Source organism: Terrabacter sp. BE26, from assembly GCF_041941675.1.
GTDB lineage: Bacteria > Actinomycetota > Actinomycetes > Actinomycetales > Dermatophilaceae > Terrabacter.
In genome coordinates, this window is the sequence record NZ_CP090122.1 from 2,685,882 (window position 1) to 2,708,401 (window position 22,520).

Sequence of the window (22,520 nt, forward strand, 5' to 3'; positions counted from 1 at the left end):
TCAGCGGGAGCGCCGGGACGGCATACGCAGTCGCTGCTCAGAAGTACGGTGGCTCAGAAGTGCGGCCTCAGGGTTTCGCGCCGACGAGCCTCGCGTACTCCTTCGGCAGCTGGGTGAGGACGTCTTCGAGCTCCTCTCGTGGCGTTTCCTCACGAAGTGTGGCGAACACCGCCCGAATGCCGGCTTCCGCCCGCTCCGGGCCGGTTCCGGCGCGCTCGGCAACCCGACGGACGAACTCCTCGGACCCGAAGCGCTGGGCGGGCTCCTCTGCACCGGTCAGGTGCGGCTTGAGCTCCTCGGGGATGTACTTCGCCAGCTGGGCCGCCTCACCCCCGCTGATCCGCTCCGCCAATGCCTGCAACGTGGCGGCGGTGAGGGCCTCAGCGGTCCCGAAGCTGACGTCGGCACGTCCTGCCACCTTCGTGATGAACTGGTCGTACTTCACCGCACCACCCTCCATCCGTGTGCTCGCGGTCCCTCAGAGGCCCCGCACTCGGGCCCCGAACAACACGGGCGTGCGACGTGGTCACGCCACCCGTCAGCTCTGCCCTGGCTCCTGTCCGGTGCCGCTCGCCGGCGCGGCATCCCCGAGTGCTCGCACCAGCTCCCTGGCATCGTCGCCGTCGAAAGCCTCGATGGTCTCGACCGCCACGGCGGTAGGCACGAACTCGTCCGTCGCGGGGTCGTAGTAACCCTCCAGACGTTCGACGAGGACGAGGAGCTCCGGGTCCTCGCCTGCGTCGATGTCGTTGGCGAGGTCGTTCAGCGCCGTCGCCCGGCTGCTGTCGCTCTCGTCACCGCTGCTGCGCCCCGACCCCTTGCGGAGGAATCGGGAGAATGCGTCTCGCAGGGCCATGAGGGAGGCTCCCTTCCGTAGCTCAGGGATGACGCGCACCTTCCCGAACATGCTAGTGCGGCATGGGGCGACGTGCATCCCGCGAATGGGGTAGTCCCCGAACGGCATCCGCGTTCGGCGCTACCGGGCGCAGGCGTGCGAAGCATCAGCAGCGCTCCGGGCACTGGCCACCACCGCGAGACAGGGTCCCTTTCCATTCCTCGGGAGAGAGGCCACACTGAGGGATGCCTTCCGCGTACGTCGCGCCGGTCCTGGTGTACAACCGCAGCCACCTCGACGAGGTGGTCGCGCTCTGCTCCGAGGAGGGCTGGACCGACTACGTCAAGGACCCGGAACGCACCCATCGGGTGCTCACCGCCCCGGGGGTCATCTCCCTGGTCGCCCTGGACCAGGGGAAGGCGGCGGTGGTCGGCTTCATCCAGCTCCAGGGAGACGGCGAGCTGCAGGCCCATGTGTCCCTGCTGCTGGTCAAACCCCAGTACCGGCTGCGCGGCGTGGCCCGTCTCCTGCTCGGTCGCGCGCTGCGTGACAGCGGGTGCGTGCGTGCCGACGTCTTCGTCGAGGGCGACGACGCGACCGCGTTCTACCGCCGTATGCCGCACAAGGAGGGAAAGGGCTTCCGCCTCCAGCCGTTCGAGACCTGAGCGGTCGACAGGCCGGCGAGACCCGCGTGGCGTGTACGTTGCCCGCGCAGCTGTGACGTGCCACCCCGCCCGAAACCGGGGCAGGGTGCAGTGAGCGGCGCGGCGTGAGGTCGCCGACTTTGCCTGGCCCTCCCACCGACCTAGGCTTGGCGCAAGGGCCTCGTTGCTGCTGCAACGGGGCGATTGGTTGATAGCGGAAGGTGGAGGCAAATGACCTGCCTCGTGTGCAAGTCCGACACTGTGGAGGGCCATTGTCCCCGGACCAGGTCAGCGTGTGCCTGGTACCGATGCATCAACTGCGCCACCGTCATCGACGTCGCCCGGCGGATCCTCTGGCTGCCGTCCCACCAGGTGATCCAGTACGGCTGAGGCCGGAAGGGCACGGCCTCCGAGCCCGGGATGTACCGCCGCAGCGGTCGACCTGGCGTGGTGCGCCGGTGGATCTCTCGTGAGAGGATCGATCATGAGCACTTCGGTCCCGGACGAGCAGGCTGCCGGTCAGGCCGAGAGCGGCACAGCTCCGGCCGACGTCGATCCCCAAGCCGTCCTCCATGACCTCGCGAACAGCACGGTGCTCCTGCCGCAGCAGGGGATGCCTGAGGGTGAGGAGCTGCCCGAAGGCGCCATCGCGCTGCCGGTGATCGAGCAGGACGGCACGCAGTACGTCCCCGTGTTCACCTCTGAGGAGGCGCTGCGCGCCGCGAGGGCAGACCCTTCCACAGCCCTCAAGCTGCCCATCGCGGAGCTGGCAGCGACCTGGCCAGGCGAGAACCTGTGGCTCGCCGTCAACCCCTCCACTCCGGAGGGACTGGCCATCCCGCCCGAGGTGGTCCGGGCGCTGCCGGGCTTCGTGCACCCGGAGGGCGAGGCGGAGTCCGCCGCCGAGCAGGGCGAGGCGGAGTCCGCCGCCGAGCAGGGCGAGGCGCGACAGGCAGGCGCGGAAGACACCCCGTCGGACTAGCCGGGCACGGCACGCCAGCCGGGCACGGCACGCCCATCGACCGAGAGCGCGGGAGCCGCGGTGAGCCAGGCGGGGGAGGGGCGAGCTCAGGTGGGCTTGTTCCGGAGGTGTCGGTTGCTCTTGGGTTCGCGCTTCGCCTTCTCGTCCTCGACCTGCCGGATTAGCTGACGCTTCGCGGACGCGAGTGCGCTGTCCAGGTCCGGGTCGACGACCTTGGCCACCAACGGCGGGAGTCCGGGCAGCTCGGCGCGCAGCGTGACCTGCTGCTCCCTACTCCCGCGGTCCTTCACCGAGACCTCCACGGTCACGTCCGCAGGATCCCAGCGGGACAGGTGTGCCTCGAGCGTGGACAGGTGCTCGCGCACCAGTGACCGGTCGGCTTCCGAGAAGCCACCGCTCAAGACCAGCACCTCGTCGAGGATGCCGGCCCTAGAGCTTCCCGTTCCGGGGTTCTCGGTCTCGCTCACCGTGGGCCTCTTCTCGTCGGGAGCACTGGGCTCGACGCTACACCGTTCGAAGCAGATGCCCACCTCGCGATGTGCAGCACGGCGACAGGAGTGTGCGGAGGTCAGAAGTACCAGGGGAAGGGCGACCAGTCCGGCTCGCGCTTCTCGAGGAACTGGTCGCGCCCCTCGACCGCCTCGTCGGTCATGTACGCGAGGCGGGTCGCCTCGCCCGCGAAGACCTGCTGGCCCATGAGGCCGTCGTCGGTGAGGTTGAAGGCGAACTTCAGCATGCGCTGGGCCTGCGGGCTCTTGCCCATGATCTCGGTCGCGACCTGCAGCGCCTCCTTCTCGAGGTCGGCGTGGTCGGCCACGATGTTGACGGCCCCCATCCGCTGCATGTCCTCGGCGGAGTAGGTGCGCCCGAGGAAGAAGATCTCGCGGGCGAACTTCTGCCCGACCATCTTGGCGAGGTAGGCGCTGCCGTAGCCGGCGTCGAAGCTGCCGACGTCGGCGTCGGTCTGCTTGAAGCGGGCGTGCTCACGGCTCGCGATCGTCAGGTCGCACACGACGTGGAGGGAGTGCCCGCCTCCCGCCGCCCAGCCGTTGACGACGGCGACGACGACCTTCGGCATGGTGCGGATGAGCCGCTGCACCTCGAGGATGTGCAGGCGCCCGCCCTGCGCCCGCACGCGCGCCTGGTCGACGGTGTCGGCCGTCTCGCCCTCGGCGTACTGGTAGCCGGAGCGGCCGCGGATGCGCTGGTCGCCGCCCGAGCAGAAGGCCCACTTGCCGTCCTTGGGGCTCGGCCCGTTGCCGGTGAGGAGCACGACGCCGACGTCGGGCGTCATCCGGGCGTGGTCGAGCGCCCGGTAGAGCTCGTCGACCGTGTGGGGCCGGAACGCGTTGAGCACCTCGGGCCGGTTGAACGCGATGCGCACGACGCCCGACTCGGCGTGTGGGCGGCCCGCCACGGGCCGGCGCCGGTGGTAGGTGATGTCGCTGAGGTCGAACCCCTCCACGGGCGCCCACTCGCTCGGGTCGAAGATCTCGGACACGGCGTTCTGGCTCGGCTCGCTACTCACGAACCGACCCTATCGGCGGGGTTAGGGTCGGCCGTATGCCGATCCCTCCCTACGTCGCCCACCTCCGCACGCTGGTGGGTCGCGAGCTGCTCTGGATGCCGGGCGTGACGGCGGTCGTCCTGCGCGAGGGCCGGGGCGGCGCCGACGAGGTGCTGCTGGTCCGGCGCTCGGACAACGGCGCCTGGACCCCCGTGACCGGCGTCGTCGACCCCGGGGAGGAGCCGCACCTCACCGCGGTCCGCGAGGTGCAGGAGGAGGCGTGCGTCGTCGCCGAGGTGGAGCGGCTCGTGTGGGTCTCCACCACGCGGGTCGTGACCTACCCCAACGGTGACCGCGCGCAGTACGTCGACCACACCTTCCGCTGCCGCTGGAAGTCAGGCGAGCCGCGGCCCGGCGACGACGAGTCGACGGAAGCCGGCTGGTTCCCGCTGGACGGTCTACCGCCCATGACGCAGTGGCACCGCGACCGCATCACGGTCGCCGTCGAGAACCCCTGCGACGTCCGCCTGGGAGCCGCACCACTCGAGTGAGCCTCGCTTCGGGTCGGGGATGATGGAGCCATGACGACGCTGCCCCCGTGCGACGAGCTGCTCGAGCGGGCGCACGTCGTCGCCCTTCCGATGCGCGTGCGCTTCCGCGGCGTCGACGTGCGCGAGGCCCTGCTTCTCGAGGGCCCCTCGGGCTGGGGCGAGTTCAGCCCCTTCGTCGAGTACGCCGACGGCGAGTCCGCGCGCTGGCTCTCCGCCGCGATCGAGGCCGCGTATGCCGTGTGGCCGGAGCCGGTGCGCGACGCCGTGCCCGTCAACGCGACCGTTCCCGCCGTCGGCCCCGACCGCGTGCCAGAGGTCCTCGCCCGGTTCGACGGCTGCACCACCGCCAAGGTCAAGGTGGCCGAGCGCGGCCAGGGCCTCGACGACGACGTCGACCGGGTCGCCGCGGTCAGGTCTGCAATGGGTCCGTCGGCGCGGGTCAGGGTGGACGCCAACGGCGGCTGGGACGTCGAGACGGCCACGGAGGCGCTGCGGCGGCTCACGGCATACGACCTCGAGTACGCCGAGCAGCCCTGCGCCGAGGTGGAACAGCTCGTCGAGCTGCGAACGGCATTGGCGCGCAACGGTATCGACGTGGCCATCGCGGCCGACGAGTCGATCCGCAAGGCAGAGGACCCGATCCGGGTGGCACGGCTCGGTGCCGCGGACGTCGTGGTCGTCAAGGTCGCACCCCTGGGGGGAGTGGCCGCTGCGCTCTCGGTCGTCGAGGCGTGCGGGCTGCCGGCTGTCGTGTCCTCGGCCCTCGACACCAGTGTGGGCATCGCGGCGGGCGTCTCCCTGGCGGCCGCCCTTCCCGAGCTTGAGTTCGCCTGCGGTCTGGGCACCGTCGGGCTCTTCGAGCGCGACATCTCGCCGACGCCGCTGCGTCCGGCGGCCGGGGTGCTGGCCCCGGGCCGCGCCGTGCCCGACCCCGAGGCGCTCGCCGACCTCGCCGCTGCCCCGGACCGGCAGGCGTGGTGGCGCGACCGTCTCGTGCGGTGTCACGCCGTCCTGACGAGCACGACGCCGCGATGAACACTGCCTGCCTCAACGGCGACCGCACTCGTCGCGAGCACCCCTCGGTCCCGTAGACGCCACGCGAGCTGGCCCGCGCCGCAGCGAAGCTCGCCTCCGTCTCGGAGTGCCTCTGCCCATCCACGGCGAGGAGGACTCGACGTGGCCGGTCCTGTGCTGGCACGGGCTGCCGGCCATGACGTGCGCATCGGGCTGGAGGACACCGCTACCTTCCGGGCGGGCAGCAGGCGCGACAACGCCGAGCTGGTAGCCACGGCTGGCCGGTTCCAGTGCTGCGCTGCGGGCTGAAGAGGCCCGGGGACAGCGCTCACTCGAGGGGGACGGAAGGCCCACTCGAGTGGGAGGCCGACTCTGCCTGCTGGGCCAGCTCGCGCAGCCACGCCGTCTCGGCGCGCCGGCCGGACCTCGAGACCGGAACCTCGAGAACTCTGACGCCAGTGGGTGACTCGGCGAGAGCCTGCGCCAGGCGACCGAGGTCGTCGACGCGTTCGTATGCCGTGTGGTGCGCCGCGCAGAGCGCCTCGAGGTCGGTGCCGTGGGGGGTCGCGAACACCCGCTCGAAGGCGTCGGCGAAGCGCCGGTCGCCCTGCTCGAGAGTGCTGAAGATGGCGCCGCCGTCGTCGTTGAGCACGACGAAGGTCAGGTCGGGCCGCGGCTCGCTCGGCCCGACGAGCAGCCCGTTCGTGTCGTGCAGGAACGTCAGGTCGCCGACGTAGGCGATGGTGCGGGCTGCCCGGGGCCGGCCGAGCGCGATGCCGACCGCGGTGGACACCATCCCGTCGATGCCGGCCAGACCCCGGTTGCCGACGACGAAGCGGTGCTCGAGCGGCGGCCACGGCGTCGCCATGACGTCGAGGTCGCGGACGGGGTTCGACGACCCGACCACGAGCGTCGTGTGCGCGGTGACGGCAGCCGCCACGACCCCGGCCACCGCCAGGGGCGACAGGCCGTGGACGTCGGGTGCGTGAGAGGACGGGCCGCGTTGCCCCGCAGCGAGGCCCGCGTCGATGAGCTGCGACAGACGCTCGTCGGCCGCGTGCCACCGGTCAAACCACGTCGCGTCGTCGGCTGACTCGACGCGAGGCACCACGTCGAGCACGCGCGCGACACGACCGGGGTCGGTCGCGACACCGCCGGGGCCACGGACCGACAGCACCTCGAGCGCCGGGTCGCTGATGAGGCCGGTGACCGGACGCGACAGGGTGGGGTGCCCGATGACGACGACGCGCTCGACCTCGTCACGCAGGGCAGTGGTGAGCAGGAGCCGGCCGGTGCGCAGCGCCTGGCGTCCGATGCGGGCTCCCGACGTCGGCTCCGCGACGAGCGGCCACCCGGCGGACTCGGCGAGCAACCGCGCGGCCGGTCCGGCGTCGTCCCCGGCCACCACCACGGTGCGCGGCCCGAGGGGGAGCAGCTCCCCGTCGGTCGGCACCGACACGGACGGGCGGACCCCGACCTCCTCCTGCCGCAACTGCGCCGTGGCGCGGTTTCCGGGGGTCTGGGGGTCGGATCCGGCGTGCACCTGCGCCGTGGCGCGGTTTCCGGGGGTCTGGGGGTCGGATCCGGCGTCCAACTGCGCCGTGGCGCAGTTGTCGGGGCGCTGCCACCAGGTGAGCGGGTCAGGGTCCGGCGGCGTGAGGTCGCCGTCGAGCTGGACGTTCAGCTGCGTCGGCCCGTGGGTCGAGCACGCCTCGGCCACCAAGGCGTTCAGCCGACCGGCCGCGATCGCGGCCGCCAGGTCGTGGCACGGCGCGAAGGTCCCGAAGATCCCGGCCTGCACGGTCGTCTGGTTGGCGCCGGTGCCTCGCAGGCGGTCGGGGCGGTCGGCGCTGACGACGACGAGCCGCCGCCCGGTGTGGTGCGCCTCCATGACCGCCGGGAGCAGGTTGCCGACCGCCGTGCCCGACGTCGTGACGACGGCGACGGGACGTCGGGAGCCGGTCGCGAGCCCGAGCCCGAGGAAGCCGGCGGAGCGCTCGTCCACGCGCACGTGCAGGCGCAGGTCCCCGGATCGGTCGGCGGAGTCGAGGGCCAGGGCGAACGGGGCTGACCGCGACCCGGGGGAGAGCACGACGTCGCGCACGCCGCCGAGCCACAGCTGCTGCAGGACCTCCAACGCCAGCTCGCTCGCGGTCCGCTCGCCGGTCACCGTCACGGCCGCCTCACTGGCTGGCCAGCGCGTCGCGCATCGGCACGAGCTTGGCGTCGGACTCGGCCACCTCCGACTCCGGGTCGGAGCCCGCGACGATGCCGCACCCGGCATACAGCGTGATCTGCGAGGAGTCCGCGCTGTCGAGGGCGCCGCTGCGCAGGGCGATGCCCCACGCGCCGTCGCCGTGGGCGTCGATCCAGCCGACGGGCCCGGCGTAGCGGCCACGGTCCATGTGCTCGAGCTCGGCGATCAGCTCGACGGCGTGGGCCGTCGGGGTGCCGCCGACGGCGGCGGAGGGGTGCAGCGCGGCGGCCAGGGTGAGGGAGGAGGCGTCGTCGGCGCTGACCGCCGCGACGTCCGTGGCGAGGTGCATGACGTTGGGCAGGTGGAGCACGAAGGGCGCCTCGGGCACGTTCATCGAGGAGCAGTGGGGGGCCAGTGCCTCCGCCACCGAGCGCACGGCGTACTCGTGCTCCTCGAGGTCCTTGGACGAGCGGGCCAACGACGCCGCCAGCGCGAGGTCCTTGGCGTCGTCGCCGGTGCGGCGGATGGTGCCGGCGAGCACACGGGAGGTGATCAGGCCCTTGTCGCGGCGCACGAGCAGCTCCGGCGTGGCACCGACGAGACCCGCGACCGAGAAGACCCACGTGTTCTCGTAGCGCTCGGCGAGGCGCCGCAGCAGCCACCGGGGGTCGATGGGCGCGGACGCGGTGGCGACGAGGTCGCGGGCCAGGACCACCTTGTCCACCTGGCCGGCGGCGATGCGCTGCACGGCCTCGGCGACGGCATGGGCGTAGTCGGCGGGGGAGACGGCGCCGTCGGCGAAGGCGACATCGACGGGCGGCTCGGGATCGCTTGCGACAGAGGGGCTCTCGAGGATCGAGAGCTGCGGCTCCAGGGTCACGCTCGTCAGCCAGGTGTGCCCGTCACGGCGACCGACGATCGTCGAGGGCACGACGAGACGCGCCTGCTCGGCCGAGTCCGCGGCGAAGGGGAAGGAGCCGAAGCACACGAGGCCGCTGCCCGCGCGCTGCACGTCGTCGCGGACTACCGCGCGACGGCCCAGCTCGCGCCACCACGCCTCCGCCTCTTGGAAGCGTGCCTCGCCGGACGCCTCGAACGTCAGCGCGGCGCCCCACCCGACGAGCCCCTCGCCGCGGCGCACCCACGAGAGCAGCTCGTCGTGCGGAAGTCCCGCCGGCAGGTAGGCCAGCAGGGGGTCCTCGGCGTCGATCGGCACCGTGCGCACGACGACGGATGGTCCCGCGGCGGGCGACGGCGCATCGGGGGCTGGGAGCGTGGACATCGTCTGCAACTCTACGGCGGGCCCGCGCCCACACCGGCCGTGGTCACCCGTGGTGCGAGGATGAGCGCATGAGCCGTGCGCAGCTGGACAAGAAGCCGGTCGACGTCGCGTCGATGTTCGACACCGTCGCCGAGAAGTACGACGTGACCAATGACGTGCTCTCGCTCGGGCAGGACCGGCTGTGGCGCCGGGCCGTCGTCAAGGCCGTGGACGCCAGGCCGGGGGAGCGCATCCTCGACATCGCGGCCGGCACCGGCACGTCCAGCGAGCCGTGGGCCGACCAGGAGATCGAGGTCGTGCCGGCCGACTTCTCGCTCGGCATGCTGCGGGTCGGCCGCCGTCGCCGTCCCGACATGGCCTTCACCGCTGCCGACGCGATGAGCCTGCCCTTCGCCGACGAGAGCTTCGACGTCGTGACGATGAGCTTCGGCCTGCGCAACGTCGCCGACCCGGCGACGGCGCTGCGCGAGTTCCTCCGCGTGACCAAGCCCGGCGGGCGGCTGCTGGTGTGCGAGTTCAGCCAGCCGGTCAACAAGGCCTTCCGCACCGTCTACACGAACTACCTGATGCGGGCGCTGCCGCCGGTGGCGCGCCGCACGTCGAGCAACCCCGACTCCTACGTCTACCTGGCCGAGTCGATCCGCGCCTGGCCGCCGCAGGGTGAGCTGGCGCGCATCATCGAGGCGGCCGGCTGGCAGCAGGTCGGCTGGACCAACCTCACCGGCGGGATCGTCGCGCTGCACCACGGCACCAAGCGCTGACCGCACACGACCGCTGGCGTATGCCGGGTGGCCGGCTCGCGACCACACGTGGCCTCTCGACGTGGTGGGGGCGGCAGGACGTGGCCTCTCGAGGTTCGAGTGCGTCGGGTTAGGTAGTCCTTATCTGACAGTCACGAAAATGCGGGCATACACTTCCCGGAGAGTTCGTGAAGATCTTCACAAGCGGTTCTGAAGCCTGCAGGGAGACATGTCCAGTTCGAGCGTCGCGACCAGCCCCTCCCGGGGTGGCGATGCGCCTGTCGAGCGGGCCGACGTCGTCGTCGTCGGTGCCGGTCCGGGTGGCAGCGCGACGGCCGCATACCTCGCGGACCACGGCCTCGACGTCGTGCTCCTGGAGAAGTCGGCCTTCCCGCGCGACAAGATCTGCGGCGACGGCCTGACACCGCGCGCGACCAAGGAGCTCATCTCCCTCGGCATCGACACCACCGGCTGGCAGCGCACCAAGGGCCTGCGCATCAAGGGCGGCGGCCACACCCTGCAGCTCGACTGGCCCGAGTCCGAGGCCTTCCCCGGCTACGGCATGGTGCGCACCCGGGCCCAGCTCGACGAGACCCTGGCCCGCCACGCCGAGCGCAAGGGCGCGCTGCTCCAGGAGCGCACCAGCGTCACCGCGCCGGTCCGCGACTCGTCCGGCCGGGTCACCGGTGTCACCGCCAAGCGCCTGGACGACGGCGGCCGGCCCACCGGCGAGACCGTCACCTACCGCGCCCCCGTCGTCGTCGCGAGCGACGGCGTCTCCTCGCGCCTCGCGACGGCCGTGGGCCGGCCGAAGCGCGAGGACCGCGTCATGGGCGTTGCCGTCCGTGCGTACTACACGACGCCCAAGCGCGACGACTACCTCGAGAGCCACCTCGAGCTGTGGAGCCGCGACGACGCCGGCAACCGCATCCTCATGCCCGGCTACGGCTGGCTCTTCCCGCTCGAGGACGGCCGCACCAACGTCGGCCTCGGCACGCTCGACACCACCTCGGCCTTCCAGAAGACCGACTACAAGGACGTTATGCGGCGGTGGGTCGAGGACATCTTCCCCGAGTGGCAGCTCGAGCACGACGAGGCCTCCGGCCCGATCCGCGGCGCGGCCCTGCCGATGGGCTTCAACCGCACCCCCCTGTATGCCGACGGCCTGCTCCTCGTGGGCGACTCCGGCGGCATGGTCAACCCCTTCAACGGCGAGGGCATCGACTACGCCCTCGAGGCCGCCCGGGTCGGTGCCGAGCTCGTCGCCCAGGCGATGGCGCGCCCGAGCGACGCCGCGCGCGAGCGGGTGCTCGCGGCATACCCGAAGGTCATGAAGGACGAGCTCGGGGGCTACTTCACGCTCGGTCGCTGGTTCGCCCACGCCATCGGCAACCCCGAGGTCATGCGCCTCGCGACGAAGTACGGCCTGCCCCGCACGAAGCTCATGCCGCTCCTGCTCAAGATCATGGCCAACCTCGCCGACCCGATGAGCAGGAACGCGACGGACCGCCTCATCACGACCCTCTCGCGGCTGGCCCCGAGCGCATGAGCCACCCCCCTGCCGACCGCCTTGTGACGCCGAGCACAATCGTCACGCACGCCCCTAGGATGGGTGCGCTACGCACCTGCGCCCCCGCTTCGCACCTCACGCACGACCGAAAGGCACGTGACCTCGGATGAACTCCTACGTCCCGATCCTGTTCATGCTGGGGCTCGGCTTCGCGTTCGCCGCGCTGTCGGTCTTCACCTCGCTCGTCGTCGGGCCCAAGCGCTACAACCGCGCCAAGCTCGAGGCCTACGAGTGCGGCATCCAGCCGACGCCGCAGGCTGCAGGTGGTGGACGCGTGCCGATCAAGTACTACCTGACGGCGATGCTCTTCATCATCTTCGACATCGAGTCGGTCTTCCTCTATCCGTTCGCGGTGGCCTTCAACAAGCTGGGCCTCTTCGCGCTGGTCGAGATGGTCCTGTTCATCCTCACGGTCTTCGTCGCGTACGCCTACGTGTGGCGTCGCGGGGGCCTGGAGTGGGACTGACCCCGCGGACCACGCCGCTCCGTGCGGCACGCGTCCACCGGGTTCGTCAGGAAAGTTAAGGAGTAAGCAATGGGTCTCGAAGAGAAGCTCCCAGCCGGGTTCCTGCTCTCGACCGTCGAGGGCCTGGCCGGCTACATGCGCAAGGCCTCGATCTGGCCCGCCACGTTCGGCCTCGCGTGCTGCGCCATCGAGATGATGGCGGTCGGCACCCCCGACTACGACATCGCCCGCTTCGGCATGGAGCGCTTCTCGGCGACCCCGCGCCAGGCGGACCTGATGATCGTGGCCGGGCGCGTCAGCCAGAAGATGGCCCCCGTCGTGCGTCAGGTCTACGACCAGATGCCCAACCCCAAGTGGGTCATCGCGATGGGCGTCTGCGCCAGCTCGGGCGGCATGTTCAACAACTACGCGATCGTGCAGGGAGTCGACCACATCATCCCGGTCGACATCTACCTGCCGGGCTGCCCGCCGCGCCCGCAGATGCTGCTCAACGCCATCATCGAGCTGCACCACCAGATCGAGAGCTCGCCCCTCGGCGTCAACCGCGTCAAGGCGGCCGAGGCCGCCGAGGCCGCCGCGCTCTCCGCGACGCCGACGCACCAGATGAAGGGCCTGCTGGCATGAGCGACGCCGACAAGAAGGCCGCCGACGACGCCACGACCCCCTCGGTCAACGCCGACACGACCAAGACGCAGACCTCCGGCCTGACGCCCCACGAGGTCGAGATCCGCCAGGGCGCCGCTGCCGGCCTCGAGCCCGAGGTCGTCGGCGTGCGCCGCGGCATGTTCGGCGTCACCCAGGGCGGCGACACCAGCGGCTACTCCCGCCTGCAGCGCCCGATCCTCGTCGCCGGGGCGGCCTCGCGGCCCTACGGCGGCTACTTCGACGAGATCGCCGACAACCTCGAGCGCGGCCTCGTGGGGGGCACGGCCTCGTATGCCGAGGCCGTCGACCGCGTCGTGATCGACCGCGGCGAGATGACGCTCCGCGTCCGCCGCGAGCACCTGCCGGCCGTCGCCCGGGTGCTGCGCGACGACCCGTCACTGCGCTTCGAGATCTGCACCGGGGTCTCCGGGGTGCACTACCCCGACCGCGCCGGCGAGGAGCTGCACGCCGTCTACCACCTCCTGTCGATCACCCACGGCGGCAGGCGGGTCCGCATCGAGGTCTCGTGCCCCGACGACGACCGGCACATCCCGTCCATCGTCTCGATCTACCCGGCCAACGACTGGCACGAGCGCGAGACGTGGGACATGTTCGGGATCGAGTTCGACGGCCACCCCGCCCTGACCCGGATCCTCATGCCCGACGACTGGCCGGGCCACCCGCAGCGCAAGGACTACCCCCTCGGCGGCATCCCCGTCGAGTACAAGGGGGCCACCATCCCACCGCCGGACCAGCGGAGGTCCTACAACTGATGAGCACCCACACCGACCCGATCCACACCGAGTTCACGCAGACCGAGGTGCCCGACCACGGCACCCACGACATCTACGCGACCTCGAGCGCCGACGAGCAGGCCAGCGAGGGGGCCCACGTCTTCAACGCCGCCGGCGGCGACTGGAACGACCTCGTCGACGAGGCCACCTCGCTCGGCGAGGAGCGCATCGTCGTCAACATGGGTCCGCAGCACCCGTCCACCCACGGGGTGCTGCGGCTGATCCTCGAGATCGACGGCGAGACGGTGACCGAGGCCCGCGCGGGCATCGGCTACCTCCACACCGGCATCGAGAAGAACATGGAGTACCGCAGCTGGGTGCAGGGCGTCACGTTCTGCACGCGCATGGACTACCTCACGCCGATGTTCCAGGAGGCGGCCTACTGCCTCGCCATCGAGAAGCTGCTCGGCGTCACGGAGCAGATCCCCGAGCGCGCCAGTGTGATCCGCGTGCTGATGATGGAGATGACCCGCATCAGCAGCCACATGGTCTGCCTCGGCACCGGTGGCATGGAGATGGGCGCGACGACGGTCATGACCGTCGCCTTCCGTGAGCGCGAGCGCCTGCTGCGCGTCATCGAGATGATCACGGGCCTACGCATGAACAACGCCTACATCCGCCCCGGCGGCGTGGTCCAGGACGTGCCGCCCGGCTCCATCGACGCCCTGCGCGAGATGGTCCCCGAGATCCGCCGCGGCCTCGGCGAGCTCGAGGCGCTGCTCAACGAGAACCCGGTGCTCAAGGGGCGCACCGTCAACGTCGGCGTGCTCGACCTGGCGGGCTGCATGGCCCTGGGCATCACCGGGCCCGTGCTGCGCTCGACCGGGCTGCCGCACGACCTGCGCAAGCTCGACCCCTACTGCGGCTACGAGACGTACGACTTCGACGTCATCACCCGCACGAGCCAGGACGCCTACGGCCGCCTGCGCATCCGCATCGACGAGATGTACGAGTCGCTGAAGATCATCGAGCAGGCCACCGACCGCCTCCAGGCGAGCGAGGGCCCGGTCATGGTGGAGGACAAGAAGATCGCCTGGCCGGCGCAGCTGGCGCTCGGCAGCGACGGCCTGGGCAACAGCCTCGACCACATCCGCGAGATCATGGGCAGCTCGATGGAGTCGCTCATCCACCACTTCAAGCTGGTCACCGAGGGCTTCCGGGTCCCGCCGGGCCAGGTCTACCAGGCCGTCGAGTCCGCCAAGGGCGAGCTGGGCTGCCACCTGGTCTCCGACGGCGGCACGCGGCCCTACCGGGCGCACTTCCGCGACCCCAGTTTCAACAACCTGCAGGCCGTGGCCGCGATGTGCGAGGGCAGCCAGATCGCCGACGTCATCGTCGCCGTGGCCTCGATCGACCCCGTCATGGGAGGTGTGGACCGATGAGCGCTGGCCATGACGCCTCGGGCTTCCTGCACGTCAGCCCCGAGTCGAAGGCGCCGTATGCCGCCGACGTCCTCGAGCGGCTGCACGCGGATGCCGACGAGGTCATCGCGCGCTACCCCCGAAAGCGCTCGGCGCTGCTGCCGCTGCTGCACCTCGTGCAGTCGGTCGACGGCTACGTGACGGGCCGCGGCGTGACCTTCTGCGCCGAGATCCTCGACCTCACCGAGGCCGAGGTCAGCGGGGTCGCGACCTTCTACACCCAGTACAAGCGCCACCCCAACGGCGACTACACCGTCGGTGTCTGCACCAACTCGCTCTGCGCCATCATGGGCGGCGACCTGATCTTCGACCGCGTCTCGGAGCATCTCGGCGTCGGCCACGACGAGACGACCGATGACGGCAGGATCACCCTCGAGCGTCTCGAGTGCAACGCCGCGTGCGACTACGCGCCCGTCGTCATGGCCAACTGGGAGTTCTTCGACAACCAGACGCCCGAGAGCACCATCGGCCTCGTCGACGACCTGCGCGCCGGCAAGGACGTCGCCCCGACGCGCGGCGCCGCGAAGGTGTGCACGTTCAAGGAGATCTCGCGGGTGCTCGCGGGCTTCGAGGACGGCCGCGCCGACGAGGGCGTGGGCGCCGGACCGGCGTCGCTGGTCGGCCTCAAGATCGCCAAGGAGCGCGGGTGGACCGCGCCCGGTGCGCAGGCAGACGGGAAGGACGCGAAGTGACCGACACCCTCACCCCGATCCTCACGAGGTTCTGGGACGAGCCTCAGTCCTGGACCCTCGCGACCTACGAGCGCCACGACGGCTACAAGGCCCTCACCAAGGCGCTCGAGATGGAGCCCCAGGCGATCATCGACGCCGTCAAGGACTCCAGCATCCGCGGTCGCGGTGGCGCCGGCTTCCCGACCGGCATGAAGTGGTCGTTCATGAGCCCGCCCGACGGCGGTCCGCGCTACCTCGTCGTCAACGCCGACGAGTCCGAGCCGGGCACGTGCAAGGACGTCCCGCTCATGATGGCCAACCCGCACGCGCTCATCGAGGGCGTCATCATCTCCTCGTACGCCATCGGCTGCGAGCACGCGTTCATCTACCTCCGTGGTGAGGTCGTCCACGTCTACCGCCGGCTGCTGCGCGCGGTCGAGGAGGCCCGTGCCGCGGGCTACCTCGGCACGGACGTCGGGGGCAAGGGCGTCAAGGTCGACATCACGGTGCACGCCGGCGCCGGCGCCTACATCTGCGGCGAGGAGACGGCGCTGCTCGACTCGCTCGAGGGACGTCGTGGCCAGCCGCGCCTCAAGCCGCCGTTCCCCGGCGCCGCCGGCCTCTACGCCCGGCCGACGTCGGTCAACAACGTCGAGTCCATCGCCTCGGTGCCCGGGATCATCCTCGAGGGCCCTGACTGGTTCAAGAGCATGGGCACCGAGAAGTCCACCGGGTTCGGCATCTTCAGCCTCTCCGGCCACGTGACCAACCCCGGCCAGTTCGAGGCGCCGCTCGGCATCACGATGCGCGAGCTGATCGACCTCGCCGGGGGCATGCGCGGGGGCCGCAAGCTCAAGTTCTGGACGCCGGGTGGCTCCTCGACGCCGATCTTCACCGAGGAGCACCTCGACGTGCCGCTCGACTTCGACTCGGTCGCCGCGGCCGGCTCGATGCTCGGCACCCGCGCGCTCCAGGTGTTCGACGAGACGGTCTCGGTCGTGCGGGCCGTCGCCCGGTGGACCGACTTCTACGCCCACGAGTCCTGTGGCAAGTGCACCCCGTGCCGTGAGGGCACATGGTGGCTGCGCCAGATCATGAACCGCATCGAGAACGGCCGAGGCACGCAGGAGGACATCGACAAGCTCGTCGACATCTGCGACAACATCCTCGGCCGCAGCTTCTGCGCGCTCGGTGACGCGGCGACCAGCCCGATCACCTCGGCCGTCCAGTACTTCCGCGAGGAGTTCGAGGCCGGCATGCACACGCCGGCGCACGAGCTGTTCCCGCCGGAGCAGTCGGTCCTCTTCCCTGTCCAGGCACAGGCCCAGACCAAGGAGTCCAGCGGGATGGTGTCCGCATGACCGTCACGAGCTCCCCGTCCGCGGGTGGCAACGCCGTCGACAAGGGCGGCAACGCCCAGGTCCCGGCGGGCCCCGACCACGTCAGCCTGACGATCGACGGCGTGCCCGTCAGCGTGCCCAAGGGCACGCTCGTCATCCGGGCCGCCGAGGAGATCGGGATCGAGATCCCGCGCTTCTGCGACCACCCCCTCCTCGACCCGGTCGGCGCCTGCCGCCAGTGCCTCGTCGACGTCGCGATGCCCGACCGCGAGGGCAACGTCCGGCCGATGCCCAAGCCGCAGGCGTCGTGCACGATGACGGTGTCCGAGGGCATGGTCGTCAACACCCAGAACACGTCCGAGGTCGCCGACAAGGCACAGCAGGGCGTCATGGAGCTGCTGCTCATCAACCACCCGCTCGACTGCCCGGTCTGCGACAAGGGCGGCGAGTGCCCGCTCCAGAACCAGGCGATGAGCGCCGGTCGCCCGGTGTCGCGCTTCGTGGACGTCAAGCGCACCTACCCCAAGCCGATCAACATCTCCTCGCAGGTGCTGCTCGACCGTGAGCGCTGTGTCCTGTGCGCCCGCTGCACCCGCTTCTCCGACCAGGTCGCCGGCGACCCGTTCATCGCGCTCGTCGAGCGCGGTGCGCTCCAGCAGGTCGGCATCTACGAGGACAAGCCGTTCGAGAGCTACTTCTCGGGCAACACCGTCCAGATCTGCCCGGTCGGCGCGCTGACCGGTGCGGCCTACCGCTTCCGCAGCCGCCCGTTCGACCTCGTGTCGACGCCGTCCGTCTGCGAGCACTGCGCGAGCGGCTGCGCCATGCGCACCGACCACCGCCGTGGGGTCGTCCTGCGCCGCCTCGCCGACGAGGACGCAGCCGTCAACGAGGAGTGGAACTGCGACAAGGGCCGCTGGGCGTTCACCTACGCCACCCAGCCCGACCGCATCGACTTCCCGATGGTGCGTGACGCCGACGGCGAGCTGCGCGTCGTCGGCTGGCCGGAGGCGCTGGCCGCCGCTGCTGCCGGGCTCTCGCGCTCCAAGGCAGCCGGCGTGCTCGTCGGTGGCCGGGTGTCCGCGGAGGACGCGTACGCGTACGGCAAGTTCGCCCGCGTCGTGCTGGGCACCAACGACGTCGACTTCCGCGCCCGGCCGCACTCGGCCGAGGAGGTCGCCTTCCTCGCCGAGCACGTCGCCGCGACCGGCCCCGAGGGTGGCGCCGTCACCTACGCCGACCTCGAGAAGGCGCCCGCCGTCCTCCTCGTCGGCTTCGAGCCCGAGGACGAGAGCCCCATCGTCTTCCTGCGCCTGCGCAAGGCGCACCGCAGGAACAAGACGAGGGTGTATGCCGCCACCAGCCACCTGACGCGCGGCCTCACCAAGCTCGGTGCCACGCTGCTGCCCACCGTCCCCGGTCACGAGGCGTCCGTCCTCGCCGACCTGGCCGCCACGCCCGTGGGCTCGGCGGCGCGCGAGGCCCTCGCGGCCGGTGGGGTCGTCCTCGTCGGTGAGCGCCTCGCCACCTCGCCCGGTGCCCTGTCGGCCGCGGCCGACCTCGCTGCCGCGACCGGTGCTCGCCTCGCGTGGGTGCCGCGCCGGGCGGGGGAGCGAGGCGCCCTCGAGACCGGCGCGCTCGGTGCGCTCCTGCCCGGTGGGCGTCCCGTCTCGGACGCGGCCGCCCGCGCCGAGGTCGCCCGCCTGTGGGACGTCGCCCAACTGCCGGCCACCTCGGCCCGCGACACCGCCGGCATCCTCGCCGCTGCCGCCTCGGGTGAGATCGACGCGCTGCTCGTCGGTGGCGTCGACCCGTCCGACCTCGGGGACCCCGCTGCCGCCGCGGCGCTGGAGAAGGCGTTCGTCGTCTCCCTCGAGCTGCGTGAGTCGCCGGTCACGGCCGTCGCCGACGTCGTGCTCCCGGTCGCGTCGCAGGCCGAGAAGACCGGCACCTACGTCAACTGGGAGGGCCGCGTCCGTGCCTTCGACGAGGCGCTCGAGAGCAACAAGCTCAGCGACCACCGCGCCCTCGACATGCTCGCGGGCGAGCTTGGCGTCTTCCTCGAGACCCGCACCCAGCGCGAGATCCACGCCCAGTTCGAGGCCCTCGGCCCGTGGGGTGGCGCCCGCGCCACGGGGGCTCCTGCCGGTCAGCGCGTGGCCTCGGCCCCGGCCGGTGAGGGGCACTTCGTCCTCGCGACCTGGCCGACGCTGCTCGACGCCGGCCGGATGCAGGACGGGGAGCCCTTCCTCGCCGGCACCGCGCCGCTGCCGGTCGCACGCCTGTCCGTCTCGTCGGCCGCCGAGCTCGGCGTCGCCGATGGCGACGAGGTGACGGTCACCGGCCCCGCCGGCCACGTCACCCTGCCCGCCGTCGTCACCAGGGGCATGGTCGACGGCGTCGTCTGGCTCCCGACGAACTCGCGACTCTGCTCCGTCCGCACCGGCCTCGGCAGCGATGCCGGCGGCCGCGTCAACGTCACGAAGGGTGGTGCGGCATGAGTCTCGCCGTGACCGCATACGGGGTGGCGGCAGCGCTGCCCACGACGCTCCCCACGACGGAGAACCCGGTGGCCGACTTCAGCGACACCCCGTGGTGGCTGGCCCTGATCAAGGCCGTCGGCATCTTCGTCTACCTGCTGGTCTCGACGCTGCTCGTCATCTGGTTCGAGCGCCGCGTCATCGGCCGCATGCAGCAGCGCCCCGGCCCCAACCGAAACGGCCCGTTCGGCCTGCTCCAGACGCTGGCCGACGGCATGAAGTCGATGCTCAAGGAAGACATCACGCCGGCCAACGCCGAGAAGCTGGTCTACACGGTCGCGCCCCTCATCGCCGCGACGATGGCCTTCGTGTCGTTCGCCATCATCCCGCTCGGCGGCACCGTCTGGATGTTCGGCCACCACACGCCGCTCCAGGTCACCGACGTGCCCGTCGCCGCGCTGCTCGTGCTCGCCGTCGCCTCGGTCGGCGTGTACGGCATCATCCTCGCGGGCTGGAGCTCCGGCTCGACCTACCCGCTGCTCGGTGGCCTGCGCTCGACCGCCCAGGTCATCAGCTACGAGATCGCCATGGGGCTCTCGCTCGTCGCGATCTTCCTCTACAGCGGCTCGATGTCCACCTCGACGATCGTGTCGGCGCAGAGCTCGCTCTGGTACATCCTCCCCGCGTTCTTCAGCTTCGCCGTCTACGTCATCACGATGGTCGGAGAGACCAACCGACTGCCGTTCGACCTCGCCGAGGGTGAGGGCGAGCTGACCGGTGGCTTCCACACCGAGTACTCCTCGATGCGGTTCGCGATGTTCTTCCTCGGCGAGTACGTCAACATGTTCACCGTCTCGGCCCTGGCCACCACGCTGTTCCTGGGTGGCTGGCAGGCCCCGCCGATCATCTCGGCGATCAACGACAACATGTTCGGCGGCGGCTGGTGGGGCCTGCTGTGGTTCACCGCCAAGCTGTGGTTCTTCATGTTCATCTTCGTCTGGCTGCGCGGTTCGCTGCCGCGCGTGCGCTACGACCAGTTCATGCGCTTCGGCTGGAAGTTCCTCATCCCGATCACCCTGGCCTGGGTCGTGGCCGTCGCGTTCATCCGCGGCGCCCAGCTCGGCTTCCTCGGTGACGGCAAGCTGACCTTCGCCGGTCGCGAGCTCTCGGTGGCCACGGTCGTCATCGTCAGCATCGTCGCCGTCATCGCGCTCGCAGCGGCGTGGATCTGGGACGACCGGCGCGCGGCCCGCGCCGCCGCCGAGGACGAGACCCCGCCGGAGGAGATCGACCCGTTCGCCGGTGGTTACCCGGTGCCGCCGCTGCCCGGCCAGCGCCTGGCCGAGCCCACGCCGCGACTGGGGGCCGCGTCCCGCCAGCCGGTTCTGACCGGCAGCACGACCAGCTCGACCAGCTCGAGCACCGCCAAGGAGGAGGACCATGGCTGACGACACCGTGGGCAAGGACGTGTCGCCCCAGAGCCCCGCCGGCCGGCCGGGTTCCGAGGTCGGCACGCCGCGCGAGCAGCGGTCCGGCAACGACGAGCGCGGCAAGGGCTTCCTGGCCGAGCTCTTCGCCCCGGTCGCCGGCTTCGGGGTGACGTTCGGGACGATGTTCCGCAAGGTGGCGACCGAGGAGTACCCCGAGAAGCCGCGCCCCACGGCGCCGCGCTTCCACGGACGCCACCAGCTCAACCGCCACCCCGACGGCCTCGAGAAGTGCGTCGGCTGCGAGCTGTGCGCCTGGGCCTGTCCCGCCGACGCGATCCTCGTCGAGGGCGCCGACAACGACGACACCCCGCTCGAGCAGGGTGGCACCGGCCGCTTCAGCCCCGGAGAGCGCTACGGCCGCGTCTACCAGATCAACTACCTGCGCTGCATCTTCTGCGGCCTGTGCATCGAGGCGTGCCCGACGCGCGCCCTGACGATGACCAACTTCTACGAGCTCGCCGACAACGACCGGGCCAAGCTCATCTTCACCAAGGAACAGCTCCTCGCTCCGCTGCAGGGCGACATGCTCCCGCCGCCGATCCCGATGGCCGAGGGCATGGAGGAGCGCGACTACTACCTGGGCAAGGTCACCGGCCCGACCGAGGCGCAGAAGGCCTACGTCCGTGCCCGCGAGGCGCGCAAGGGCAATGACCTCGACGCCCAGGACGACGACGACAGCGGCGCCCCCTCGGTGACCGGTGCCGCCGGGCGCCCTGGCAACGCCGGGGCAGCAGTGCCCGGGGTCCACGACCTCGTGCACTCGGAGCACCCGACCGCAGCCCAGACCAGGGAAGGGGCCAACCCGTGACCTCCACCGCCGAAGCCATCGGCTTCTGGCTGCTCGCCCCGATCGCGGTGCTCGCCGCGCTGGGCCTGCTCTTCGCCAGGAAGGCCGTCCATGCGGCCCTGGGCATGGCCGTCGTCATGTGCATCCTCGGGGTCTTCTACATCATGGAGAAGGCCGACTTCCTCGGTGTCGTGCAGGTGTTCGTCTACACCGGCGCCGTGATGATGCTCTTCCTCTTCGTCCTGATGCTCGTCGGCGTCGACTCCGCCGACTCGATCGTCGAAACCATCCGCGGACAGCGCTGGGCCGCTTTCCTGCTCGTCATCGGCCTCGCCGGGCTGCTCGTCTTCTCGATCGGCCAGGCCGTCGTCGACCAGCAGGCCGTGCAGGCCGGCATGGACAAGCTCGTGGCGAGCAACGCCGAGACCGGCAACGTCACCGGTCTCGCCGAGCTGATCTTCGGCCAGTACGTCTGGATCTTCGAGGTCACCTCCGCGCTGCTCATCACGGCCGCCCTCGGCGCCATGGTGCTCGCGCACCGCGAGCGCCTGTCGCCCCGGATCACCCAGGCCGAGTGGGCCGCCCGCCGCGTCCGCGAGAACAAGAACGTCGCGGGCCTGCCCGCGCCGGGTGTCTACGCCCGCCACAACGCGGTGGACACCCCGGCGCTGCTGCCCGACGGCACGCCCAGCGACCTGTCCGTCTCGCGCGTGCTCGTCGCGCGCAACCAGGTCGCCACCGCCGACGGCTTCAAGGACGTCGAGCGCCACATCGAGCGAGAGATCGAGGAGGGTCGGTCCAAGTGAGCCCGATGAACTACGTCTACCTCGCGGTGCTGCTCTTCGCGATCGGCGCGGCCGCCGTGCTGACGCGACGCAACGCGATCATCGTCTTCATGGGCGTGGAGCTCATGCTCAACGCGACGAACCTCGCCCTCGTCACCTTCTCCCGGATGCACGGCGCCCTCGACGGGCAGGTCATGGCCCTGTTCGTCATGGTCGTCGCCGCCGCGGAGGTCGTCGTGGGCCTCGCCATCATCATGGCGATCTTCCGCGCCCGCCGCTCGGCCTCGGTCGACGACGCCAACCTGCTGAAGCTGTAAGG

Annotated in this window: 24 protein-coding genes; 18 read left to right on the top strand and 6 right to left on the bottom strand. The window is 71.1% G+C overall.

The genetic code is table 11. The features are described from left to right. Nucleotides 1–67: 67 nt before the first annotated feature. Both LQK93_RS12430 and LQK93_RS12435 read right to left on the bottom strand, forming a co-directional pair. Nucleotides 68–445: a DUF2267 domain-containing protein gene (locus LQK93_RS12430; protein ID WP_374968094.1), complete on the bottom strand. Its 378-nt coding sequence runs from the start codon at nucleotides 443–445 to the stop codon at nucleotides 68–70. Between the two features lie 93 nt (nucleotides 446–538). After that, a complete protein-coding gene (locus LQK93_RS12435; RefSeq protein WP_374968095.1) occupies nucleotides 539–856 on the bottom strand; it encodes a hypothetical protein in 318 nt (105 codons plus the stop codon). A gap of 224 nt (nucleotides 857–1,080) precedes the next feature. Between LQK93_RS12435 and LQK93_RS12440 the strand changes: the two genes are divergently transcribed. Both LQK93_RS12440 and LQK93_RS12445 read left to right on the top strand, forming a co-directional pair. Then, entirely contained in the window at nucleotides 1,081–1,500 is a 420-nt protein-coding gene (locus LQK93_RS12440; RefSeq protein WP_374968096.1) for a GNAT family N-acetyltransferase, read from the top strand. Nucleotides 1,501–1,963: 463 nt separating this feature from the next. Beyond that, nucleotides 1,964–2,461, top strand: a complete 498-nt coding sequence (locus LQK93_RS12445; protein WP_374968097.1) for an SseB family protein — start codon at nucleotides 1,964–1,966, stop codon at nucleotides 2,459–2,461. An 86-nt stretch (nucleotides 2,462–2,547) separates the two neighbouring features. On the opposite strand, the gene LQK93_RS12450 is transcribed toward LQK93_RS12445, so the two are convergent. Further along, nucleotides 2,548–2,928, bottom strand: a complete 381-nt coding sequence (locus tag LQK93_RS12450) for an HPF/RaiA family ribosome-associated protein (protein WP_374968098.1) — start codon at nucleotides 2,926–2,928, stop codon at nucleotides 2,548–2,550. A gap of 101 nt (nucleotides 2,929–3,029) precedes the next feature. After that, nucleotides 3,030–3,989: a 1,4-dihydroxy-2-naphthoyl-CoA synthase gene (locus tag LQK93_RS12455; protein WP_374968099.1), complete on the bottom strand. Its 960-nt coding sequence runs from the start codon at nucleotides 3,987–3,989 to the stop codon at nucleotides 3,030–3,032. Nucleotides 3,990–4,024: 35 nt separating this feature from the next. Here LQK93_RS12455 and LQK93_RS12460 point away from each other — a divergent pair, with 35 nt between their 5' ends. From LQK93_RS12460 to LQK93_RS12470, 3 genes are all read left to right on the top strand, one after another. Continuing rightward, nucleotides 4,025–4,519 carry an NUDIX domain-containing protein gene (locus LQK93_RS12460; RefSeq protein WP_374968100.1) on the top strand — a complete coding sequence of 165 codons (495 nt, stop codon included), beginning with the start codon at nucleotides 4,025–4,027 and terminating at the stop codon, nucleotides 4,517–4,519. A 30-nt stretch (nucleotides 4,520–4,549) separates the two neighbouring features. Continuing rightward, nucleotides 4,550–5,554: an o-succinylbenzoate synthase gene (locus LQK93_RS12465; RefSeq protein WP_374968101.1), complete on the top strand. Its 1,005-nt coding sequence runs from the start codon at nucleotides 4,550–4,552 to the stop codon at nucleotides 5,552–5,554. A gap of 141 nt (nucleotides 5,555–5,695) precedes the next feature. Beyond that, complete coding sequence (locus tag LQK93_RS12470; RefSeq protein ID WP_374968102.1) at nucleotides 5,696–5,842, top strand: 3-keto-5-aminohexanoate cleavage protein; 147 nt, start codon at nucleotides 5,696–5,698, stop codon at nucleotides 5,840–5,842. A gap of 19 nt (nucleotides 5,843–5,861) precedes the next feature. Here the strand turns inward: LQK93_RS12470 and menD are convergent, their stop codons facing one another. Further along, nucleotides 5,862–7,709, bottom strand: a complete 1,848-nt coding sequence (menD, locus tag LQK93_RS12475; protein ID WP_374968103.1) for a 2-succinyl-5-enolpyruvyl-6-hydroxy-3-cyclohexene-1-carboxylic-acid synthase — start codon at nucleotides 7,707–7,709, stop codon at nucleotides 5,862–5,864. A gap of 7 nt (nucleotides 7,710–7,716) precedes the next feature. Then, nucleotides 7,717–9,012: an isochorismate synthase MenF gene (locus LQK93_RS12480; protein ID WP_374968104.1), complete on the bottom strand. Its 1,296-nt coding sequence runs from the start codon at nucleotides 9,010–9,012 to the stop codon at nucleotides 7,717–7,719. A 68-nt stretch (nucleotides 9,013–9,080) separates the two neighbouring features. Between LQK93_RS12480 and LQK93_RS12485 the strand changes: the two genes are divergently transcribed. From LQK93_RS12485 to nuoK, 13 genes are all read left to right on the top strand, one after another. After that, on the top strand, nucleotides 9,081–9,773 hold the full coding sequence (locus tag LQK93_RS12485) for a demethylmenaquinone methyltransferase (RefSeq protein ID WP_374968105.1): 693 nt from the start codon (nucleotides 9,081–9,083) through the stop codon (nucleotides 9,771–9,773). A gap of 208 nt (nucleotides 9,774–9,981) precedes the next feature. Beyond that, nucleotides 9,982–11,301: a geranylgeranyl reductase family protein gene (locus LQK93_RS12490; RefSeq protein WP_374968106.1), complete on the top strand. Its 1,320-nt coding sequence runs from the start codon at nucleotides 9,982–9,984 to the stop codon at nucleotides 11,299–11,301. 127 nt (nucleotides 11,302–11,428) lie between these two features. Beyond that, complete coding sequence (locus LQK93_RS12495) at nucleotides 11,429–11,788, top strand: NADH-quinone oxidoreductase subunit A (RefSeq protein WP_020145018.1); 360 nt, start codon at nucleotides 11,429–11,431, stop codon at nucleotides 11,786–11,788. 69 nt (nucleotides 11,789–11,857) lie between these two features. Next, nucleotides 11,858–12,412 carry a NuoB/complex I 20 kDa subunit family protein gene (locus LQK93_RS12500; RefSeq protein ID WP_374968107.1) on the top strand — a complete coding sequence of 185 codons (555 nt, stop codon included), beginning with the start codon at nucleotides 11,858–11,860 and terminating at the stop codon, nucleotides 12,410–12,412. Beyond that, on the top strand, nucleotides 12,409–13,206 hold the full coding sequence (locus LQK93_RS12505; RefSeq protein ID WP_374968108.1) for an NADH-quinone oxidoreductase subunit C: 798 nt from the start codon (nucleotides 12,409–12,411) through the stop codon (nucleotides 13,204–13,206). The genes LQK93_RS12500 and LQK93_RS12505 overlap by 4 nt, the downstream gene beginning before the upstream one ends. Continuing rightward, entirely contained in the window at nucleotides 13,206–14,609 is a 1,404-nt protein-coding gene (locus LQK93_RS12510; RefSeq protein ID WP_374968109.1) for an NADH-quinone oxidoreductase subunit D, read from the top strand. The genes LQK93_RS12505 and LQK93_RS12510 overlap by 1 nt, the downstream gene beginning before the upstream one ends. Then, the gene (gene nuoE / locus LQK93_RS12515) at nucleotides 14,606–15,340 is read left to right on the top strand and encodes an NADH-quinone oxidoreductase subunit NuoE (RefSeq protein ID WP_374968110.1); all 735 of its coding nucleotides are present in this window, start codon (nucleotides 14,606–14,608) and stop codon (nucleotides 15,338–15,340) included. Before LQK93_RS12510 ends, nuoE begins: the two co-directional genes overlap by 4 nt. After that, the gene (nuoF, locus tag LQK93_RS12520) at nucleotides 15,337–16,680 is read left to right on the top strand and encodes an NADH-quinone oxidoreductase subunit NuoF (protein WP_374968111.1); all 1,344 of its coding nucleotides are present in this window, start codon (nucleotides 15,337–15,339) and stop codon (nucleotides 16,678–16,680) included. The genes nuoE and nuoF overlap by 4 nt, the downstream gene beginning before the upstream one ends. Next, nucleotides 16,677–19,160 (top strand): NADH-quinone oxidoreductase subunit G, encoded by a 2,484-nt coding sequence (locus LQK93_RS12525; protein ID WP_374968112.1) that lies wholly within the window; start codon nucleotides 16,677–16,679, stop codon nucleotides 19,158–19,160. Before nuoF ends, LQK93_RS12525 begins: the two co-directional genes overlap by 4 nt. Then, nucleotides 19,157–20,587 carry an NADH-quinone oxidoreductase subunit NuoH gene (gene nuoH / locus LQK93_RS12530; RefSeq protein WP_374968113.1) on the top strand — a complete coding sequence of 477 codons (1,431 nt, stop codon included), beginning with the start codon at nucleotides 19,157–19,159 and terminating at the stop codon, nucleotides 20,585–20,587. The genes LQK93_RS12525 and nuoH overlap by 4 nt, the downstream gene beginning before the upstream one ends. Next, on the top strand, nucleotides 20,580–21,437 hold the full coding sequence (gene nuoI / locus LQK93_RS12535) for an NADH-quinone oxidoreductase subunit NuoI (RefSeq protein WP_374968114.1): 858 nt from the start codon (nucleotides 20,580–20,582) through the stop codon (nucleotides 21,435–21,437). Before nuoH ends, nuoI begins: the two co-directional genes overlap by 8 nt. Next, nucleotides 21,434–22,222 (top strand): NADH-quinone oxidoreductase subunit J, encoded by a 789-nt coding sequence (locus tag LQK93_RS12540; RefSeq protein ID WP_374968115.1) that lies wholly within the window; start codon nucleotides 21,434–21,436, stop codon nucleotides 22,220–22,222. The genes nuoI and LQK93_RS12540 overlap by 4 nt, the downstream gene beginning before the upstream one ends. Further along, nucleotides 22,219–22,518, top strand: a complete 300-nt coding sequence (nuoK, locus tag LQK93_RS12545; protein ID WP_374968116.1) for an NADH-quinone oxidoreductase subunit NuoK — start codon at nucleotides 22,219–22,221, stop codon at nucleotides 22,516–22,518. The genes LQK93_RS12540 and nuoK overlap by 4 nt, the downstream gene beginning before the upstream one ends. Nucleotides 22,519–22,520: the final 2 nt, after the last annotated feature.

Excerpts from the sequence above, each read along its gene's own strand:
- LQK93_RS12435 (WP_374968095.1), bottom strand. The coding sequence starts at position 856 with ATGGCCCTGCGAGACGCATTCTCCCGATTCCTCCGCAAGGGGTCGGGG.
- LQK93_RS12440 (WP_374968096.1), top strand. The coding sequence starts at position 1,081 with ATGCCTTCCGCGTACGTCGCGCCGGTCCTGGTGTACAACCGCAGCCAC.
- LQK93_RS12445 (WP_374968097.1), top strand. The coding sequence starts at position 1,964 with ATGAGCACTTCGGTCCCGGACGAGCAGGCTGCCGGTCAGGCCGAGAGC.
- LQK93_RS12460 (WP_374968100.1), top strand. The coding sequence starts at position 4,025 with ATGCCGATCCCTCCCTACGTCGCCCACCTCCGCACGCTGGTGGGTCGC.
- LQK93_RS12465 (WP_374968101.1), top strand. The coding sequence starts at position 4,550 with ATGACGACGCTGCCCCCGTGCGACGAGCTGCTCGAGCGGGCGCACGTC.
- LQK93_RS12480 (WP_374968104.1), bottom strand. The coding sequence starts at position 9,012 with ATGTCCACGCTCCCAGCCCCCGATGCGCCGTCGCCCGCCGCGGGACCA.
- LQK93_RS12485 (WP_374968105.1), top strand. The coding sequence starts at position 9,081 with ATGAGCCGTGCGCAGCTGGACAAGAAGCCGGTCGACGTCGCGTCGATG.
- LQK93_RS12490 (WP_374968106.1), top strand. The coding sequence starts at position 9,982 with ATGTCCAGTTCGAGCGTCGCGACCAGCCCCTCCCGGGGTGGCGATGCG.
- LQK93_RS12495 (WP_020145018.1), top strand. The coding sequence starts at position 11,429 with ATGAACTCCTACGTCCCGATCCTGTTCATGCTGGGGCTCGGCTTCGCG.
- LQK93_RS12500 (WP_374968107.1), top strand. The coding sequence starts at position 11,858 with ATGGGTCTCGAAGAGAAGCTCCCAGCCGGGTTCCTGCTCTCGACCGTC.
- LQK93_RS12505 (WP_374968108.1), top strand. The coding sequence starts at position 12,409 with ATGAGCGACGCCGACAAGAAGGCCGCCGACGACGCCACGACCCCCTCG.
- LQK93_RS12510 (WP_374968109.1), top strand. The coding sequence starts at position 13,206 with ATGAGCACCCACACCGACCCGATCCACACCGAGTTCACGCAGACCGAG.
- nuoE (WP_374968110.1), top strand. The coding sequence starts at position 14,606 with ATGAGCGCTGGCCATGACGCCTCGGGCTTCCTGCACGTCAGCCCCGAG.
- LQK93_RS12525 (WP_374968112.1), top strand. The coding sequence starts at position 16,677 with ATGACCGTCACGAGCTCCCCGTCCGCGGGTGGCAACGCCGTCGACAAG.
- nuoH (WP_374968113.1), top strand. The coding sequence starts at position 19,157 with ATGAGTCTCGCCGTGACCGCATACGGGGTGGCGGCAGCGCTGCCCACG.
- nuoI (WP_374968114.1), top strand. The coding sequence starts at position 20,580 with ATGGCTGACGACACCGTGGGCAAGGACGTGTCGCCCCAGAGCCCCGCC.